Origin of the sequence: Streptomyces sp. NBC_00878 (assembly GCF_026341515.1) — a bacterium.
Taxonomy (GTDB): Bacteria; Actinomycetota; Actinomycetes; order Streptomycetales; family Streptomycetaceae; genus Streptomyces.
In genome coordinates, this window is sequence record NZ_JAPEOK010000001.1 from 5337871 (window position 1) to 5355771 (window position 17901).

16 protein-coding genes are annotated in these 17901 nt (G+C 67.1%); 7 read left to right on the forward strand and 9 right to left on the reverse strand.

Translation table 11 applies throughout. The annotated features are described in order from the left end of the window. Positions 1–133: 133 nt before the first annotated feature. Positions 134–1213: an IS110 family transposase gene (locus tag OHA11_RS22925; protein WP_266506901.1), complete on the forward strand. Its 1080-nt coding sequence runs from the start codon at positions 134–136 to the stop codon at positions 1211–1213. 79 nt (positions 1214–1292) lie between these two features. Here OHA11_RS22925 and OHA11_RS22930 read toward each other — a convergent pair whose 3' ends face one another. Both OHA11_RS22930 and OHA11_RS22935 read right to left on the reverse strand, forming a co-directional pair. After that, positions 1293–2678 (reverse strand): serine hydrolase, encoded by a 1386-nt coding sequence (locus OHA11_RS22930; RefSeq protein WP_266499168.1) that lies wholly within the window; start codon positions 2676–2678, stop codon positions 1293–1295. Positions 2679–2752: 74 nt separating this feature from the next. Then, on the reverse strand, positions 2753–3367 hold the full coding sequence (locus OHA11_RS22935; protein ID WP_266499169.1) for a class I SAM-dependent methyltransferase: 615 nt from the start codon (positions 3365–3367) through the stop codon (positions 2753–2755). Positions 3368–3498: 131 nt separating this feature from the next. On the opposite strand from OHA11_RS22935, the gene OHA11_RS22940 reads away from it, so the two are divergent. Continuing rightward, complete coding sequence (locus OHA11_RS22940) at positions 3499–4083, forward strand: helix-turn-helix domain-containing protein (RefSeq protein ID WP_266499170.1); 585 nt, start codon at positions 3499–3501, stop codon at positions 4081–4083. Positions 4084–4115: 32 nt separating this feature from the next. On the opposite strand, the gene dnaB is transcribed toward OHA11_RS22940, so the two are convergent. After that, positions 4116–5591, reverse strand: coding sequence for a replicative DNA helicase (dnaB, locus tag OHA11_RS22945; RefSeq protein WP_266499172.1), 1476 nt, complete (start codon positions 5589–5591; stop codon positions 4116–4118). 459 nt (positions 5592–6050) lie between these two features. Here dnaB and OHA11_RS22950 point away from each other — a divergent pair, with 459 nt between their 5' ends. Next, entirely contained in the window at positions 6051–7388 is a 1338-nt protein-coding gene (locus OHA11_RS22950) for an MATE family efflux transporter (RefSeq protein ID WP_266499174.1), read from the forward strand. Between the two features lie 228 nt (positions 7389–7616). Here the strand turns inward: OHA11_RS22950 and rplI are convergent, their stop codons facing one another. The 4 genes from rplI to rpsF form a co-directional block, all read right to left on the reverse strand. After that, complete coding sequence (gene rplI, locus OHA11_RS22955) at positions 7617–8063, reverse strand: 50S ribosomal protein L9 (RefSeq protein ID WP_055610620.1); 447 nt, start codon at positions 8061–8063, stop codon at positions 7617–7619. An 18-nt stretch (positions 8064–8081) separates the two neighbouring features. Beyond that, a complete protein-coding gene (rpsR, locus tag OHA11_RS22960) occupies positions 8082–8318 on the reverse strand; it encodes a 30S ribosomal protein S18 (protein ID WP_003949403.1) in 237 nt (78 codons plus the stop codon). A gap of 57 nt (positions 8319–8375) precedes the next feature. After that, a complete protein-coding gene (locus OHA11_RS22965; RefSeq protein ID WP_266499181.1) occupies positions 8376–8984 on the reverse strand; it encodes a single-stranded DNA-binding protein in 609 nt (202 codons plus the stop codon). A gap of 79 nt (positions 8985–9063) precedes the next feature. Then, on the reverse strand, positions 9064–9354 hold the full coding sequence (rpsF, locus tag OHA11_RS22970; RefSeq protein WP_010353482.1) for a 30S ribosomal protein S6: 291 nt from the start codon (positions 9352–9354) through the stop codon (positions 9064–9066). A gap of 276 nt (positions 9355–9630) precedes the next feature. Here rpsF and OHA11_RS22975 point away from each other — a divergent pair, with 276 nt between their 5' ends. The 3 genes from OHA11_RS22975 to OHA11_RS22985 all read left to right on the forward strand — a co-directional run bounded on the left by OHA11_RS22975 (position 9631) and on the right by OHA11_RS22985 (position 12393). Next, positions 9631–9951 carry a hypothetical protein gene (locus tag OHA11_RS22975; protein ID WP_266499187.1) on the forward strand — a complete coding sequence of 107 codons (321 nt, stop codon included), beginning with the start codon at positions 9631–9633 and terminating at the stop codon, positions 9949–9951. Positions 9952–10174: 223 nt separating this feature from the next. Then, entirely contained in the window at positions 10175–11296 is a 1122-nt protein-coding gene (locus tag OHA11_RS22980; protein WP_266499190.1) for a peptidoglycan bridge formation glycyltransferase FemA/FemB family protein, read from the forward strand. Positions 11297–11361: 65 nt separating this feature from the next. Then, on the forward strand, positions 11362–12393 hold the full coding sequence (locus OHA11_RS22985) for an alanine racemase (RefSeq protein WP_266499193.1): 1032 nt from the start codon (positions 11362–11364) through the stop codon (positions 12391–12393). A 91-nt stretch (positions 12394–12484) separates the two neighbouring features. Here the strand turns inward: OHA11_RS22985 and OHA11_RS22990 are convergent, their stop codons facing one another. Next, complete coding sequence (locus OHA11_RS22990; protein WP_266507384.1) at positions 12485–13999, reverse strand: glycosyltransferase family 87 protein; 1515 nt, start codon at positions 13997–13999, stop codon at positions 12485–12487. 119 nt (positions 14000–14118) lie between these two features. Beyond that, the gene (locus OHA11_RS22995) at positions 14119–16809 is read right to left on the reverse strand and encodes a transglycosylase domain-containing protein (protein WP_266499195.1); all 2691 of its coding nucleotides are present in this window, start codon (positions 16807–16809) and stop codon (positions 14119–14121) included. Between the two features lie 374 nt (positions 16810–17183). On the opposite strand from OHA11_RS22995, the gene OHA11_RS23000 reads away from it, so the two are divergent. Further along, complete coding sequence (locus tag OHA11_RS23000) at positions 17184–17867, forward strand: PadR family transcriptional regulator (RefSeq protein WP_266499198.1); 684 nt, start codon at positions 17184–17186, stop codon at positions 17865–17867. Positions 17868–17901: the final 34 nt, after the last annotated feature.

Genomic DNA, 17901 nt, shown 5'->3' on the forward strand with positions numbered 1-17901 from the left:
CACCCCGTTGGCTTGATCAGCAGCTTGTCCGCCATTTCGACGTGACTCATCACAGTTCTGCCACGCGGTGACTCCACCCAGGCCGACGCCGACCACGGCCGTCCCGCCCACGAAGGAGAACAACCACGTGACCATGCTCGCAGAACAGGTCGACGGCGTCATCGGCGTCGACACCCACCGTGACACCCTCGCCGCTGCGGCCGTCAGCCCCATTGGCGCCGTCCTGGCCAGCACTGATGCCCCCACCAACGCCCGTGGCTACCGGCGGCTGCTGGACTTCGCCCGCCAGCACATCCCCGGCCGTCGTTGCTGGGCCCTGGAAGGCATTGGCAGCTACGGCGCCGGTCTGGCCATCTTCCTCAATCAAGCCGGTGAACAGGTCGTGGAAGTCTGCCGGCCCAAGCGCCCCGCTGTCCGTGGCGGGCGCAAGACCGACATGATCGATGCGATCCGCGCGGCCAAGGAAGCCCTGGCCACCGAACATCTGATCCAGCCCCGGCTCCGCGGCTGGCGCGAGGCCCTGCGCGTCCTGCTCGCCACCCGCCACAGTGCCGTCCTCGCCTCCACCGCCGCGATCAATCAGCTCAAGTCGCTGATCGTGTCCGCGCCGGACGAGCTCCGCGCCGAGCTGCGGAAACTCAAGCGGCCGGTCCAGATTGCCCGCTGTGCTCAGCTGCGAGACCGCCCGGCACAGGACGTCGAGCATCGCATGACCGCGCGGGCCCTGCGATCCACCGCACAACGCATCCAAGCCCTGCAGGCCGAGGCCAAAGAGCTCGAGAACGAAATGCTCATCCTGGTCCGCGGGGTTGCGCCGGAGCTCCTGGACCTGCTCGGCGTCGGGCCGATCACAGCGACCCAGATCCTGGTCAGCTGGTCCCATCCCGGCCGGTTCAGGTCCGAGGCCGCCTTCGCGTCCTTCGCCGGAGTATCGCCGATACCCGCCTCCTCCGGGCTGACCAACCGGCACCGGCTCAACCGCAGCGGCGACCGGCAGCTCAACCGGGCTCTGCACACCATCTCGCTGATCCGTATGCGGCTCGACCCGACCACGAAGGCGTACGTCGCCCGCAGAGTCGCCGAGGGGAAGACCTCTCGCGACGCGCAACGCTGCCTCAAGCGAGCAATCTGCCGTCAGCTCTTCAAGATCCTCGAGCATTCCGGCCGAGAGAACGCCGTCACGAACTCCGAGAATCTCGACCAAGCGGCTTGACGCGATATAGCAGCCTCGGGGCATGTTTCACGTGAAACATGCCCCCCCTCCCCGTACAGATCACCCATCGCCGAGACAGCTACCGAATCCCGCGCCACCCCTCGGGATCCACGCCACCCGGCACGGAAGCCCCCTCCTCGTACGGCTGCCGCGTGAACACGAACGACCCGAGGTCCAGGTGACTCACCGACCCATCGGGGCGCTCTACGGCCCGCAGGGCCTCGCCCGCGTAGTAGCCGTCGAGTCCGGTCCAGGTGCCGTCCCCGTTGGCCCGGAAGCGCGACCGTCGGCCGTTGCCGGACAGCGGCCCGAGCGAGACGCCACCCTCAGCTGTGAGACGCAGCGCGAAGGCGTGCGTCCCCCAGTACCACGGCCCTGCCAACTCCAGCACGGACCGCTCGACTTCGGGCAGCGGCCGCCACGGCTCAGGAATGCGCGGCTCGGCCTCCGCAACGATACGTACGAGATCGGCGGCGACCGTCAACGTCAGCGGGCCTGAGGTGCAGTTCGCGAGCACGGCGGCGGCCAGGTCGTCCTCGACACTGATCATGAGACCGGCCAGGAAGCCGGGAAGGGATCCGCTGTGCCCCACGAGCGTCCGGCCGTCCCGGTACTGGATCTGCATGCCGAGGCCGTAGGCACTGCCGGCCGCCACCTCTTCGGCTTCGGCCGGTGCGGCGGGCGTACGCATCTCCCGTACGGACTCCGCGCTCAGCACCCGGTCGTCGCCCTTGGCCAGGAAGGCTGCGAAGCGCGCCAAGTCACCCGTGGTGGACCAGAGTTGACCTGCCGGTGCCATTCGGCCCAGGTCCTCGACGCGCTCCGGCAGCATCACGTCCGCCCAGGGATGCACGGCCCAACCGCCCGCGTGCGGTGCCCGAGGCTCCGCGCTCGTCCGGTGCAACCCCAGCGGTTCCAGCACCTCGCTCCGCAGCACCTCCTCCCACGGGGCGCCCCTCAGCTCCTCCACCATTGCGCCCAGCAACGTGTAGCCGGGGTTCGAGTAGTGGAACCGCCGTCCTACGGGATGCAGGTGCGGCTGCTCGCCCAGCACGTCGACGAGCTCGGGGCGCAGCGCTCCGGGGGTGCGCTCCCACCAAGGGGCGGGCGCTTCTGCCGCCAACCCGCCGGTGTGCGCAAGGAGTTCGGCGATCGTCGCCTCCCCCGCGCCGGTGCCCGGAAGATGCTTCTCCAGCGGATCACTCAGGTCCAGGGCACCTTCGTCGCGCAGCCGAAGGACCAGGACGGCGGTGAATGTCTTGGTGATCGAACCGATCCGGTACTGCACGTTCTCGTCCGGCCCATGACCCTCCACCGAGGTGCGGGCCCCGTGCCACACCGTCTCTCCGCCCCGGACGACCGCCGCCACCAACGACGGCGCCCGTCCTTCGGCCTGAGCGGTGGCAATTCGGTGCAGCAGGGCTCTGCGCGTGGCGGGAAGCAGTTCTTCCACAGGTGTCGTCATGGTCCAAGTCCACCTGCCCCGGCGTCCCGAGTCGAGCGCATTTGAGCCCGCCGCGAGATCTCGCGGCCCACGGATCACCGCAAGCGTTGCGCACGCAGGACGGTGTCATGGGTGTGGTGTGTGCCGGTGGGTGCGGGAGCGGTTCGTGGGCGGGTTTCGTTGATCAGGACGGTCCAGTCGCCGTCGAGGAGCGCGGCGATGTCAGCGGGCTGGTAGTAGTTACCGGGGTCGAAGCCCTGCTCCGGGCGTGGAGTCAGGTCGGCGAGGTCGTGGCTGACGAAGAGCAGGGTGCCGCCGGGCGCGACGGTGTCCAGCAGTCCGCGCAGCGCGGTGTGATCCGGCTGGAGTACGAGCGGGAAGTACTGGACGGACACCAGGTCGAACGCGTCGGCCGGCGGTGGCGTGATGTTCAGGTCGGCCCGTGTCCATGCAACGCGGCCCTCGATGTGCGCGGCTGCGGCGGCGCGTTCCAGAGCAGTCCTTGAGATGTCGACCGCGGTGACCTGCCAGCCGTGTCGGGCCAGCCAGAGGGCGTCGGCGCCTTCACCGCATCCGACGTCGAGCGCTCGTCCTGCCGGTAAGCCGGTGACTTCGGTGACGAGCACTCCGTTGGGGTCACCGCTGAAGACCTGGTCGCGGCTGCGATACATCTCGTCCCAGAACTGTGCGTCCGTTGTCTGCGCGTCCATTGTCTGTGCCTCGCGTAGTGGGTCGGAAGCCATGGTGCCGGTCGCCCATGGCCTGCCATCAACCTGTCCTCGCCCATGACGAACCGGCAAAGTTCTATGCGAGAACTGCAAAGCGTGGGCACAGTGAAGGCATGAGCGGCGAGTTCGACGCCGTGCTGGCCGCGGTCGGGCCACGGCTGCGCGAGTTGCGGCGCCGCAGCGGGGCTACCCTCACCGCCCTGTCGGAGACCACCGGTATTGCGGTCAGCACCCTGTCCCGGCTGGAGTCCGGGCATCGCAAGCCGGGCCTGGAACTGCTGCTGCCCCTGACCAGGGCCTATCAGATGCCGCTCGACGAACTCATCGGCTCCCCGGCCGGCCTCGACCCCCGGGTGTACCCACAGCCGTTCACCCGCAACGGCATGACGGTCATCCCGCTGACCCGCAAACCAGGCGGGCTCCAGGCGTTCAAACAGATCCTCCCCGCGGGCCCGACCGATCGCGAACCCGATCCCCGCTCACACGAGGGGTACCACTGGCTGTACGTCCTCAACGGACGACTGCGCCTCGTACTCGCCGACCAGGACCTCGTGCTCACCACGGGCGAAGTCGCCGAGTTCGACACCCACCTCCCGCACTGGTTCGGCAACGCCGACGAACGGCCGGTGGAGTTCCTGAGCATCCTCGGCCCTCAGGGCGAACGCTTCCACATCAGAGCTCGCTACCGACGCGACTGACCTCCGGCCCCACTCCGCTGTCCGGACGCCGATCAGGTCTGTGCCATGTCCACGAAGCGCGAGTAGTGGCCCTGGAAGGCGACCGTGATCGTGGCCGTCGGGCCGTTTCGGTGCTTGCCCACGATGATGTCCGCCTCGCCCGCGCGCGGCGACTCCTTCTCGTACGCGTCCTCGCGGTGCAGCAGGATCACCATGTCCGCGTCCTGCTCGATCGACCCGGATTCACGCAGGTCGGAGACCATGGGCTTCTTGTCCGTGCGCTGCTCGGGGCCACGGTTCAGCTGTGAGAGCGCGATCACCGGCAGCTCCAGCTCCTTGGCCAGCAGCTTGAGGTTTCGCGACATGTCGGAAACTTCCTGCTGTCGGCTCTCGGACCGCTTGCCGCCCGACTGCATCAGCTGCAGATAGTCGATGATGACGAGCTTGAGGTCGCTGCGCTGCTTGAGACGGCGGCACTTGGCACGGATTTCCATCATCGACAGGTTCGGAGAGTCGTCGATGTAGAGCGGAGCGGCCGAGACATCCGGCATCCGGCGCGCGAGCCGGGTCCAGTCCTCGTCGGTCATCGTCCCGGAACGCATGTGGTGAAGGGCCACGCGCGCCTCGGCGGACAGCAGACGCATCGCGATCTCGTTGCGGCCCATTTCGAGCGAGAAGATCACGCTCGGCATGTTGTGCTTGATCGAGCAAGCTCGTGCGAAGTCCAGCGCCAGCGTCGACTTACCCATGGCGGGACGGGCCGCGATGATGATCATCTGGCCCGGGTGCAGACCGTTCGTGAGCTGGTCGAGGTCGGTGAAGCCCGTCGGTACACCGGTCATCTCCCCCGACCGCGAACCGATCGCCTCGATCTCGTCGAGCGCGCCCTCCATGATGTCGCCGAGCGGCAGATAGTCCTCGGTGGTGCGCTGCTCGGTGACTGCGTAGATCTCGGCCTGGGCGCTGTTGACGATCTCGTCCACGTCGCCGTCGGCCGCGTAACCCATCTGCGTGATGCGGGTACCGGCCTCGACCAAGCGGCGCAGCACAGCCCGTTCGTGGACGATCTCCGCGTAGTACTCGGCGTTCGCCGCCGTCGGGACCGTCTGGACCAGGGTGTGCAGATACGAGGCGCCGCCGACCTTGGTGATCTCGCCGCGCTTGGTGAGCTCGGCGGCGACCGTGATCGGGTCGGCCGGCTCGCCCTTCGCGTAGAGGTCGAGGATCGAGCCGTAGATGGTCTCGTGGGCCGGACGGTAGAAGTCATGGCCCTTGAGCACCTCGACGACGTCGGCGATGGCGTCCTTCGAGAGCAGCATGCCGCCGAGAACGGACTGCTCCGCATCCAGGTCCTGCGGCGGCACGCGCTCGAAGGCCGAACCTCCGCCGTCCCAGGCTCCGTTGTCCGGTCCACGGTCGTGCTGATCGTCTCTGCTCCGGCCACCGTCGCGGCGCTGGCGGGAGGCGGGCAGACGATCACTGGGACCGCTGTCGGCCCACGGATCGTCCAAGGGCTCGGAAATACTCACCGGGCCACCTCCTCCCGTCCGCCGAGCGGACCTCGCCGTGCCCCTCATTCCTACGGCACGACACTGACAAATAAGATGCCCAACTCCGGTTCTGACGCGTCGGTTTTGTGAGGTTTCCGAGGACGGAGGAGCGAGCGGGCGCCGCCCCACGGTAGGCCCGCGGGCACCGTCAGCCAATCTGGTTATCCACAGGCCATGTGGACGACGGCCCCGATGCTGTGGAGAACCCAGCAAAACCTGTGCACGACCCGGTGGACAGGCCTGTGAACAAGCACTCAGCTCTTTTCTCGCACCCGCTCTGACCTGCATGTACGCCGTCCACTGGCTGTGTAGAAGAAAAACTTTCCCGACCGGATCAAGATCGCCGCGAATAGCGCGAGGCGGCGCACCCCACGAGAGCATTAGTAAGGGGCACTAGCTACTTGCGTCTCTTACCTGTGGAAGATTAGATTGATGCCCATGACACAGGCTCCCGCGGCACCCAAGGCCGCCCGGCGTCGGCATGACCGAGAGATCGTCGCGCTTGCCGTTCCGGCCTTCGGCGCACTCATCGCCGAGCCTCTCTTTCTCATGGTCGACACCGCGATCGTCGGACATCTCGGCACCGCACAACTCGCCGGTCTCGGCATCGCCTCGGCCCTCCTCGCCACAGCCGTGAGCATCTTCGTCTTCCTCGCGTACGCCACCACGGCAGCCGTCGCCCGACGGGTTGGCGCGGGCGACCTCCAGGCCGCGATCCGACAAGGCATGGACGGCATCTGGCTGGCCCTGCTGCTCGGCACCGCTGTCATCGCTATCGTCCTGCCCACCGCTCCCGCTCTGGTGGAACTCTTCGGCGCCTCGGACACCGCCGCCCCGTACGCCACCACCTATCTGCGCATCTCGGCCCTCGGCATCCCCGCGATGCTCGTCGTCCTCGCCGCCACCGGCGTCCTCCGTGGCCTACAGGACACAAAGACACCCCTGTACGTCGCCGTCGCGGGCTTCGTCGCCAACGGCGCCCTCAACGTAGGCCTTGTCTACGGCGCCGATCTCGGCATCGCCGGCTCCGCCTGGGGAACCGTCATCGCCCAGTGCGGCATGGCCGCGGCGTACCTTCTCGTGGTGATCCGCGGGGCACGGAAGCACGGGGCATCCCTGCGACCCGACGCCGCCGGGATACGCGCCTGCGCCCAAGCCGGTGTACCGCTACTGCTTCGCACTCTGTCGTTGCGCGCGGTCCTGATGATCGCCACCGCCGTCGCCGCTCGCCTCGGAGACACCGATGTCGCCGCGCACCAGATCATTCTGTCGCTGTGGAGTCTGCTCGCCTTCGCCCTCGACGCCATCGCCATCGCGGGACAGGCCATCATTGGCCGCTATCTCGGCGCGGGAGACGCCCAGGGGGCCCGTGAAGCGTGCCGTCGCATGGTGGAGTGGGGCATCGCCGTCGGTGTCGTGCTCGGCGGGCTGGTGATCGTCAGCCGTCCTCTGTTCCTGCCGCTCTTCACCAGTGACTCCATCGTCCATGACACCGCGCTGCCCGCCCTGCTCATGGTGGCGCTCTCCCAGCCGATCTGCGGGATCGTCTTCGTCCTGGACGGCGTGCTGATGGGAGCGGGGGACGGCCCGTATCTCGCATGGGCCATGATTCTCACCCTGGCGGTCTTCGCTCCGGTCGCACTGCTCGTGCCGGTGTTCGGCGGCGGGCTGACCGCTCTCTGGGGAGCAATGACCCTCATGATGACCGTGCGGATGCTGACTCTGTGGCTGCGCACCCGCTCGGGACGCTGGGTCGTCACAGGCGCCACGCGCTGAGCACACCCGTTCCGGCGCCGCGTTGGTGCGTGACTCCACTCGGTTTCACGTGAAACAACGATCGTTCCGCACCGTTCACCGACAACAACTGCGCTCTGTTTCACGTGAAACATCGGCGTCCCGCGAGCCCTCCCCAGCGGTGCTCCCGTCCGGGAAGCTCCGGCAAACGTGTGGGGCCGCACCCTTGAGGGTGCGGCCCCACACGTACTGCTTCAACCGGCGCAGCGCTTACGCGGCGACGACCTCGATGTTGACCTTGGCGGCAACCTCGGGGTGCAGACGCACGGACGTCTCGTGAGCGCCCAGCGTCTTGATCGGCGAGCCCAGCTCAATGCGGCGCTTGTCGACATCGGGGCCACCGGAAGCCTTGATCGCCGAGGCGACGTCGGCCGGGGTGACGGAACCGAAGAGACGACCGGCGTCGCCGGAGCGAACGGCCAGACGGACCTTCACACCTTCGAGGCGGGCCTTGATCTCGTTGGCCTGCTCGATGGTCTGGATCTCGTGGATCTTGCGAGCACGACGAATCTGCTCGACGTCCTTCTCGCCACCCTTGGTCCAACGGATCGCGAAGTTCCGCGGGATCAGGTAGTTGCGAGCGTAGCCGTCCTTGACGTCGACGACGTCGCCCGCGGCACCGAGGCCGGAGACCTCGTGGGTGAGGATGATCTTCATGAGTCGGTCACCCTTCCCTTATCGCGCGGTGGAGGTGTAGGGCAGCAGCGCCATCTCACGGCTGTTCTTCACAGCCGTGGCGACGTCACGCTGGTGCTGCGTGCAGTTGCCGGTCACGCGGCGGGCACGGATCTTGCCGCGGTCGGAAATGAACTTCCGCAGCATGTTCGTGTCCTTGTAGTCCACGTACGTGACCTTGTCCTTGCAGAAAGCGCAGACCTTCTTCTTCGGCTTGCGCACAGGCGGCTTCGCCATGGGTGTTTCTCCTGTGTGATCAAGAAGTGTGGGTACGGCCCACCCTCAGCCCGAGGGCTAGAAGGGGGGCTCGTCCGAGTAGCCGCCGCCGGAGCCGCCGGAGGAACCGCCGGAGCTTCCGCCCCAGCCTCCACCGCCGCTGCCGCCCTGCTGGCCGCCGCCGGCCGGAGCGCTGGTCGCCCAGGGGTCGTCGGCGGGAGCGCCGCCACCCTGCGGCTGACCGCCGCCGGAGCCTCCGCCCCAGCCGCCGCCCTGCTGGCCGCCGCCACCGCCGCCGCCGTAACCGCCCTGGCCGCCTCGACCTGTGGTCTTGGTGACCTTGGCCGTGGCGTTCTTCAGGCTGGCGCCGACTTCCTCGACGTCCAGCTCGTAGACCGTGCGCTTGACGCCCTCACGGTCCTCGTAGGACCGCTGCTTCAGCCGGCCCTGCACGACGACGCGCATGCCTCGCTGGAGCGACTCGGCGACGTTCTCCGCCGCCTGACGCCAGACCGAGCAGGTCAGGAACAGGCTTTCGCCGTCCTTCCACTCGTTGGTCTGACGGTCGAAGGTGCGGGGGGTGGACGCGACACGGAACTTCGCGACCGCCGCACCGGACGGGGTGAAGCGCAGCTCGGGGTCGTCGACAAGATTGCCGACGACCGTGATGACGGTCTCGCCTGCCATGGGGGAACCTCTCGGCGGGTTTGCTGCTGGCTGCTTTTGGTGCTGCTACTCGAATCCCGGGATCAGCTGAGCCGGAGGCTCAGTGGGTCTCGGGGCGGAGGACCTTGGTCCGGAGGACCGACTCGTTCAGGTTCATCTGGCGGTCGAGCTCCTTGACGATCGCGGGCTCAGCCTGCAGATCGATGACCGAGTAGATGCCCTCGGGCTTCTTCTTGATCTCGTACGAGAGACGACGACGGCCCCAGGTGTCGACCTTCTCGACCTTTCCGTTGCCCTCACGGACGACGGAGAGGAAGTTCTCGATCAGAGGGGCGACAGCGCGCTCCTCCAGATCGGGGTCGAGGATGACCATCACTTCGTAGTGACGCATGTGGAACCCACCTCCTTTGGACTCAACGGCCACGGTCGTTCCGTGGCAGGAGGGTTGTGATGCGTACGCAACGGTATCGGCCACCACTGACAATCGGGCCCGCCGATCAGCGAACTGAACGGGGGATCGTGCTGCGGCCTGGGCAGACACCGGTGCAGACGGTACAGACTACCCGCACACCGGCTTCCGGTTGAAATCAGGGGCCCGGGACCGTCAATCTGTACACGTCGGGTGTGTATGGCGCTACGATGCGCTGCCTTCCGCAGGAGGTGCCCCATGGCACAGGCATTGCGACCCAACTCCAACACCGTCGGTTCCCTGTTCGCCACCGACCACAAGCCCCATCCGCTCCAGGACACGCTGCTCGCCGTAACGCTGGTCCTCGGAGTGACGGCCTTCGTCACCGCGATGTTCCACAGCCTCCATCTGCTCAGCTCGTGGACAGGCCTGGTCGGCATCCTTACCGGGGCGGCCGGCCAGTTCGTCTCCGAGACAACCAGGGAGCGCTTCGGGCTGATCCTGGGTCTCGGTGCCTCCAGCGTCGGCTTCTTCCTCGGCATGGCGCACGGCGGCCTCTTCGGCGGCATCATCGGCTGACCGCCGCCCCGGCCACCGGAGTCACCGGCCCGTGGCCTTCCCAACTCCCGCCAACGCCCGGCCCCGCGGCCGGACAACGCTTATATGGGTGCCCCGGCCACGTATGGGTCGGGGCCCAGCTTCCATACGGCCAGACGAGGCGCTCGCAGGGCGCAGTAGGCTTCGGCGCGAGAGCCGGAGCCCCTGTACTCATGGGGACACACCAGCCCGAGGAGCGCCCCGAATGAGCCCGACCATGAGGACCATTAGCCGAGAGCAGCATCTGGCGTACATCCAGAGTCTGCCCGCGGCTAGCCACATGCAGGTCCCGGCCTGGGCGGACGTCAAGGCGGAGTGGCGCTCCGAGAGCCTCGGATGGTTCGACAGCAGGTCCGGCGAGATCATCGGTGCAGGTCTCGTGCTGTATCGCCAGCTGCCCAAGATCAAGCGCTATCTCGCCTATCTGCCCGAAGGCCCGGTCATCAACTGGTTCGCGCCGAATTTGACCGAGTGGCTGGATCCGATGCTCGCACACCTCAAGCAGCAGGGCGCCTTCTCGGTGAAGATGGGCCCACCCGTGATCATCCGGCGCTGGGACGCCGCCTCGATCAAGAAGGGCATCCAGGACCCGGACGTGAAGCGCCTGCGCGACACCGAGGCCGACTTCATCGAGCCGCGCGCCTTCGAGGTCGCCGACCGGCTGCGCCGCATGGGCTGGCAGCAGGGAGAGGACGGCGGGCCAGGCTTCGGCGACGTACAGCCCCGCTACGTCTATCAGGTGCCGCTGGCCAACCGGTCGCTCGAGGATGTCAGCAAGGGCTTCAACCAGCTGTGGCGGCGCAACATCAAGAAGGCCGAGAAGGCCGGCGTCGAAGTCGTCCAGGGCGGCTATCAGGACCTGGAGGAGTGGCAGCGCCTCTACGAGATCACGGCTCTGCGCGACCACTTCCGGCCCCGACCGCTCTTGTACTTCCAGCGCATGTGGACAGCCCTCAACACCGAGGACCCCAACCGCATGCGGCTGTACTTCGCCCGACGCGAGGGCGTGAACCTGTCCGCCGCGACGATGTTGGTCGTCGGCGGGCACGTCTGGTATTCCTACGGTGCCTCCGACAACATCGGGCGGGAGTTCCGGCCCTCGAACGCGATGCAGTGGCGGATGCTGCGCGACGCCTACGCGCTCGGCGCCACCGTCTACGACCTGCGCGGCATCTCCGACTCGCTGGATGAGACCGACCACCTCTTCGGTCTGATCCAGTTCAAGGTGGGCACCGGTGGACAAGCCGCTGAATACCTCGGCGAGTGGGACTTCCCGCTCAACAAAATGCTCCACAAGGCGCTCGACATCTACATGTCGCGCCGCTGACGCGCCAGAATTCGTCTTCACACCTCTGATACACCGCTGCCACGAGAAAGGTTCCGGTTCCGGTCATGGCGCTCACGCTCTACGTCGACACCGCACGCTGGCGGGCGCACCACAAGCACGTGTCCGAGCAGTTTCCGGGGCTCGTCCCCGTCTGCAAGGGCAACGGCTACGGCTTCGGCCACGAGCGCCTCGCGGACGAGGCCACCCGCCTGGGCTCCGATGTCCTGGCCGTCGGCACGACGTACGAAGCCGCGCGGATCAAGGACTGGTTCGGCGGCGATCTGCTGGTGCTGACGCCGTTCAGACGCGGCGAGGAGCCCGTACCGCTGCCCGACCGGGTCATCCGATCCGTGTCGTCGGTGGACGGGGTCTACGGCCTCGTGGGCGCCCGTGTCGTCATCGAGGTCATGTCCTCGATGAAGCGGCACGGAGTGAACGGGCAGGATCTGTCCCAGCTCCACGCCGCCATAGAGAACGTGCGCCTTGAGGGCTTCGCGATCCACTTGCCGCTGGACCGCACCGACGGCTCGGACGCCGTCGAGGAGGTTATCGGCTGGATGGACAGGCTGCGCGCGGCCCGGCTGCCGCTGCACACCATGTTCGTCAGTCATCTCAAGGCCGAGGAACTCGCCAGGCTGCAGCAGCAGTTCCCGCAGACCCGCTTCCGCGCCCGCATCGGCACGCGGCTGTGGCTGGGGGACCACGAGGCGACCGAGTACCGCGGAGCCGTCCTGGACGTCACCCCCGTTTCCAAGGGCGACCGTTTCGGCTACCGCCAGCAAAAGGTCGCCTCGGACGGCTGGCTGGTGGTCGTGGCGGGCGGTACGTCGCACGGCGTGGGCCTCGAGGCTCCGAAGGCCCTGCACGGCGTCATGCCGCGCGCCAAGGGCGTCGCCCGGGCCGGCCTCGCCACGGTCAACCGGAACCTCTCACCGTTCGTCTGGGGCGCCAAGCAGCGCTGGTTCGCGGAGCCCCCGCACATGCAGGTCTCGATCCTCTTCGTGCCCTCGGACGCTCCGGAGCCGAAGGTCGGCGAGGAGCTGGTGGCCCATCTGCGGCACACCACCACGCAGTTCGACCGCATCGTCGAGCGCTGACAGCGGGGAACGCCGAGCCCCGCACACAGGCGAAAGGCCGTACACGGACTCCGTGTACGGCCTTTTACGTGGCCACCCGCACCTTGTTCGCTCAGGGCGAACGCCGCTCCGTCGATTCATCGCCGCCGCCCCACTCCACGTACGGCCCGTCGAAGTGCGCCGCATGCCGCGGCGGGTGGGCCGCGGCGCCCAGGACGAACACGTCCTCCGCGCCGTCCAGCACCCCACCGGAGGGATCGTCGTCACCGGAGCGGCGCACCACGTCCCGCTCCGGCATGAGGATGTCGCGCACGATCACCGCGCCCAAGTACAGCGTCCCCAACAGGTGCACGGCGATGGCCAGTTGATATCCCTCTTGCGGCAGTCCCTTGTGGGCGTCTCCGCTGGTCGTGTACGCGAGGTACATCCAGATCCCGAGGAAGTACGCCACCTCGCACGCCTGCCAGATCAGGAAGTCCCGCCACTTCGGGCGGGCCAGCACGGCGAGAGGCACCAGCCACAACACGTACTGCGGCGAGTAGACCTTGTTGGTGAGGATGAAGGCCGCGACGATCAGGAACGCCAGCTGGGCGAAGCGCGGCCGACGCGGGGCCGTCAGCGAGAGAGCCGCGATGCCCACGCAGGAGATCAGAATCAGCACCATGGCGAACGTGTTGACGGTGTCGGTGTCGAGCGGGGTCTCCATGCGCTGGGACAGGATCAGCCAGAAGGACCCGAAGTCGACGCCGCGTTCCTGGCTGAACGTGTAGAACTTCGACCAGCCCTCGGGCGCGAGCAGCATGACCGGCAGGTTCACGACCAGCCAGGAGCCGACCGCACCGAGCAGGGCCGTACCGAACTCGCGCCACCTGCCCGCGCGCCAGCACAGCACGAGCAGCGGCCCGAGGAGCAGCACGGGATAGAGCTTGGCGGCGGTGGCAAGCCCCAGCAGGACTCCGAAGGCAAGGGGACGGCTCCGCGCCCACATCAGCATCGCGGCGGCCGTCAGAGCGACGGCCAGCAGGTCCCAGTTGATAGTTGCGGTCAGTGCGAAAGCGGGCGCCAGGGCGACCAGCAGGCCGTCCCAGGGCCGCCGCCGGTGGGTGCGGGTCACGCAGACGCCGATGACTGCCGTGCACGCCATCAGCATCCCGGCGTTGACCATCCAGTAGACCTGCTCCTGGTCCTGGATGCTGCCGCTGCCGGGCGTCAGCCATGAGGCGACCTCCATGAACACACCGGTCAGCACCGGGTATTCGAGGTACTCCATGTCGCCTTCGAGCTTGTCGAAGTACGGCATCAGCCCGTCGGCGAAGCCCCGCCCCTGGTAGAGGTGCGGGATGTCCGAGTAGCAGGCATGCGTGTACTGCGAGCTGGCCCCGAAGAACCAGGCGCCGTCGTAGCAGGGCAGCTTCTGCACCATGCCGAGGGCGAACATACCGATCGCGACGAGCGCGATGACCCGCACGGGAGTCCACCAGGACGTCCCGAGCAGCGCACGCCGTCCGAGAGGACCACCGAACAGTTCACTGCCGGCCGCGGCGACCGGGTCCTCCTTGGTCGGCCGCACCAGATCTGGCTCGTGCACGCTCGCGCGCGTCGTTTCTGCACTGGGCATGCCGCACATCCTGCCGTACGCGCCTAGGAAAACGCCGAGGGCTGTCGCACCGAGTCGGTGCGACAGCCCTCGTTTCACGTGAAACACCTCACTGCGGATGTTTCACGTGAAACACCCCGTGGTGGCAGCTACCCGGTCGGTCCTCCGAAGAGGCTGCCATTGCCATTGCCTCTGGTATTTCCGGGATCCTCAGATTCCGTGGGTGAAGAGGTCACCCCTCCGTCCGAGGTGCCGGCATCCGTTCCGCCCGCGTCGGCTCCAGCGGTGTCCTCGCATCCGAGGCCGAAGTTGCCACAGGTCTCGCTCGGGGAGGGCGAGGGAGCCGTCTCCGACTCACTGGGCTCCGTACTGGGTTCGATCGTCTCCTCTTCGGACTCAGTGGGCGTGGGGGTCACGCTCGGAGTCGGAAGGTCATTGACCACTTTGCCGATGGGCTCGGCCTGCGGGAAGTCTTCGGGCTTCGTTCCCTTGAGCGCCTGCTCCATGTAGTCGTGCCAGATCTCGGCCGGGAACGAGGCACCGTGGATGGTCTTCTGGCCACCCGTGCCGTACATCTCCAGGAACTGACGATTCTTGTTGGTCTCGTCGTCGTCCATGCGGTACATGCTGACCGCGGTCGACAGCTGCGGCGTGTATCCGACGAACCAGGCGGACTTGTTGCCGTCCGTCGTACCGGTCTTGCCGGCCACCTCGCGACCGTCGAGTTGTGCAGGCTTACCGGTTCCGTCGTCGACGACGGTCTTCAGGACGTCGGTGACGTTGTCGGCGACCTTCTCAGTGAAGGCCGGCTTGGGCGCCGCCTTGTGCTTCCACTTCGTAGCCCCTTCGTACTCGACGGACTTGACCGAGAACGGTTCGTTCTGCTCACCGCTGGCCGCGAACGTCGCGTACGCGCCGGCCATGCGGATCGAGCTGGGGTCCGAGATACCGATGGAGAAGGACGGGAAGGTGGTACCCGTCAGACTGCTCGGCCTGAGGCCGGCATTTTCGGCTGCCAGCTTCACCTTGTCCAGACCGACGTCCATACCGAGCTGCACGAAGGGGGAGTTCGCCGAGACCCTCATGGCCTCGCGCAGGTTGATCCGGTAGTTCGGCGCAATACCGTACGACGCGCCGCCGTCGTTGGTCTGGAGCCACTCCTCGTCCTTGTCGTTCTTCCAGATGCTGCCGTCGTAATTCTTGATCTTGAGCTTGTTCTTGCCACTGTAGAAGCTGTCCGGCGAGACCTGGGTCCGTTCGTCCTGCGCCTGGGACTCCCCGAGGTCGGGGTCACGCTTGCCGTCCTGCATGGCGGCGGCCAGGACGAACGGCTTGAACGTCGAACCGACCGCGGCACCGGTCTCGTCGGCGTTGTTGGTGAAGTGCTTGGTCGCGGACTCACCACCGTAAATGGCCACGATGGCGCCGGATTTCGGGTCCACGGAAGCCCCGCCGAACTGAACGTACTTGTCGGTCTTCGGGCGGCGCTTCTCGTCGAGGTTCTCCTTGCGGACCTTCTTCACGGCCTCTTCGAGCTTGTCGACCTTGTTCTTGTCGAAGGTCGTGTGGATCTCGTAGCCACCCCGCTGGAGCTGCTCTTCGGTGACGTCGGTGTTGTTGATGACGTAGCCCTTGGCCAGGTCGACGAGGTAGCCGATCTGACCGCCCAGCTCAGAGCTGGACCGCGGGTTCTGGAGCTTGGGGAGCTCCTTGTACTTGGCCCGCTCCGTGGCCGACAGGTACCCGTCCTTGACCATCTCGTTGAGGATCCAGGTCCATCGTTCCGTGGCCCGCCTGGTGTTGCCCTCTCGCGTGGCCCTCGGGTCGATCGCCGTCGCTCCCGCAGGGTCGTAGTACGTGGCGCCCTTCAGAACAGCGGCGAGGAGGGCGCACTCACTCGCGTCCAGGTCGGTCGCGTCCTTGCCGAAGTACGAACGAGCGGCCGCCTGGAGGCCATAGGAGGCACGGCCGTAGTAGGCGGTGTTCAGGTACCCCGCCATGACCTCCTCCTTGGGCTCGGTGCGGCCCACCTTGATGGAGACGAGGAGTTCCTTGAACTTGCGGGACACCGTCTGCGACTGGTCGTTCAGCATGGCGTTCTTCACGTACTGCTGGGTGATGGTCGAGCCGCCCTGCGTCTGGCCGCCTTTGGCCATGTTGAAGAGCGCACGGCCGATGCCCACGGGGTCGATGCCCTTGTCGGTCTCGAACTTCTTGTTCTCGGCCGACATGACGGCGAAGCGCATCGCCTGGGGGATCTGCTCGTACTTGATGTTCTGGCGGTTGGTCTCACCGCCCGTGGACACCATCGGCTTGCCGTTGGACCAGTAGTAGACGTTGTTCTGCGCCTTCGCGGCCGCCGCGACGTCCGGCACTCCCACCATGGCGTACGCGATACCGGCCACGGCCATCATGCTGCCGCAGAAGCCGATGAACGAACCCGTCACGAGCTTCCACGAGGGGACCCAACGCGCCCACCCGTACTTGCCCGCACGCGGATAGTCGATGATCCGCTTCTTCTCGGGCACGGGTCCGCGCCCTCTGCCCCGGCCGGGCCCGCCCGGAAGACCGCGCGGGCCGCCACCACCGTGACCGCCGCGCCCGGCGCCGTCAGCGGCTCTGCGCCTGGCGCCGCCGCTGCTTCTCTGTGCCGCACGCCGGGCCTCGGCACGGCTACCGAACGGACTCTCCTCCCCTCCCGAGTCATAGGAATCGGAAGGAGACCCAGTGGCGCTTCGCGGTGCCGCGCGGCGGCCGGAGGACGACCCGGTCTGGCCGCGTCGGGCCGCGGCACGTCCGCCACCCTGCGGCTGCGACGGTTTGCGACGGTGCTCGCTCATCGAACGATTACTCCTCGGGCAGGCGCACCTGAGCGCGCCTGGAAACGGCGGCTGGTTTCCGGTCCCCCCAAAGTACGGATGCGGTCGTTCTTGCATTCATCCGTACTGCACCGAGGACAAGGACGTCCCCATGCGTCACTCGGTTCCCGGTGGTTGGCATGGCCCACAGACTACGCACCGTCAAAACCCACCTAGCACCGAAGTTCACCCCAAAACAGGCAACTTGCTTCCTACGAATCGGTGATGTGACGCCGTTCACCGTGCCCCCTCTTGTCGCAGGCGGAGGACCGATCTATCGTTCTGATGTATCGAGTCGATACATCAGCTCGGCATAAAAGCCGTCACGGCCAGTCCGCGGCAGAGAGGAGGCGACGATGAGCCGGCGTTCCGGGATCCTCGAGTTCGCCATCCTCGGCCTGCTCCGCGAGTCCCCGATGCACGGCTATGAGCTGCGCAAACGCCTCAATACGTCACTGGGTGTGTTCCGTGCGTTCAGCTACGGGACGCTCTACCCCTGCCTCAAGACGCTGGTCGCCAACGGCTGGTTGATCGAGGAGCCGGGGAACACTCCCGAGGACGCGCTCGCGGCGCCACTCTCAGGGCGTCGCGCCAAGATCGTCTATCGGTTGACGGCGGAAGGTAAGGAACATTTCGAGGACCTGCTCTCACAGACGGGTCCCGACGCGTACGAGGACGAGCACTTCGCCGCTCGCTTCGCCTTCTTCGGCCAGACGTCACGGGACGTACGGATGCGGGTCCTCGAAGGCCGCCGCAGCCGTCTCGAGGAGCGCCTGGAGAAAATGCGCGCCTCTCTGGCACGCACCCGGGAGCGCCTCGACGACTACACCCTTGAGCTCCAGCGCCACGGAATGGAGTCCGTGGAGCGCGAAGTGCGCTGGCTGAACGAGCTCATCGAGAGCGAGCGGGCCGGACGGGACCAGCAGCGTCCCGGATCGGACGGCTCCGCTCAGCAGGACAGCACATCTGGGGAGTCGGGCGGCCTGCCCCGGCCCGGGGACACTCCCGGGCCGGATCCGTCCGATGACACTGCCACGTGAAGTCCTCCCAGGACTTCACCGAGTACACACAGGG

Coding starts and splice junctions, on each gene's coding strand:
- OHA11_RS22940 (WP_266499170.1), top strand. CDS start 3,499: ATGAGCGGCGAGTTCGACGCCGTGCTGGCCGCGGTCGGGCCACGGCTG.
- OHA11_RS22950 (WP_266499174.1), top strand. CDS start 6,051: ATGACACAGGCTCCCGCGGCACCCAAGGCCGCCCGGCGTCGGCATGAC.
- OHA11_RS22930 (WP_266499168.1), bottom strand. CDS start 2,678: ATGACGACACCTGTGGAAGAACTGCTTCCCGCCACGCGCAGAGCCCTG.
- rpsR (WP_003949403.1), bottom strand. CDS start 8,318: ATGGCGAAGCCGCCTGTGCGCAAGCCGAAGAAGAAGGTCTGCGCTTTC.
- OHA11_RS22965 (WP_266499181.1), bottom strand. CDS start 8,984: ATGGCAGGCGAGACCGTCATCACGGTCGTCGGCAATCTTGTCGACGAC.
- rpsF (WP_010353482.1), bottom strand. CDS start 9,354: ATGCGTCACTACGAAGTGATGGTCATCCTCGACCCCGATCTGGAGGAG.
- rplI (WP_055610620.1), bottom strand. CDS start 8,063: ATGAAGATCATCCTCACCCACGAGGTCTCCGGCCTCGGTGCCGCGGGC.
- OHA11_RS22935 (WP_266499169.1), bottom strand. CDS start 3,367: ATGGACGCGCAGACAACGGACGCACAGTTCTGGGACGAGATGTATCGC.
- OHA11_RS22925 (WP_266506901.1), top strand. CDS start 134: ATGCTCGCAGAACAGGTCGACGGCGTCATCGGCGTCGACACCCACCGT.
- OHA11_RS22990 (WP_266507384.1), bottom strand. CDS start 13,999: ATGTGCGGCATGCCCAGTGCAGAAACGACGCGCGCGAGCGTGCACGAG.
- OHA11_RS22975 (WP_266499187.1), top strand. CDS start 9,631: ATGGCACAGGCATTGCGACCCAACTCCAACACCGTCGGTTCCCTGTTC.
- OHA11_RS22985 (WP_266499193.1), top strand. CDS start 11,362: ATGGCGCTCACGCTCTACGTCGACACCGCACGCTGGCGGGCGCACCAC.
- OHA11_RS22980 (WP_266499190.1), top strand. CDS start 10,175: ATGAGCCCGACCATGAGGACCATTAGCCGAGAGCAGCATCTGGCGTAC.
- OHA11_RS23000 (WP_266499198.1), top strand. CDS start 17,184: ATGAGCCGGCGTTCCGGGATCCTCGAGTTCGCCATCCTCGGCCTGCTC.
- OHA11_RS22995 (WP_266499195.1), bottom strand. CDS start 16,809: ATGAGCGAGCACCGTCGCAAACCGTCGCAGCCGCAGGGTGGCGGACGT.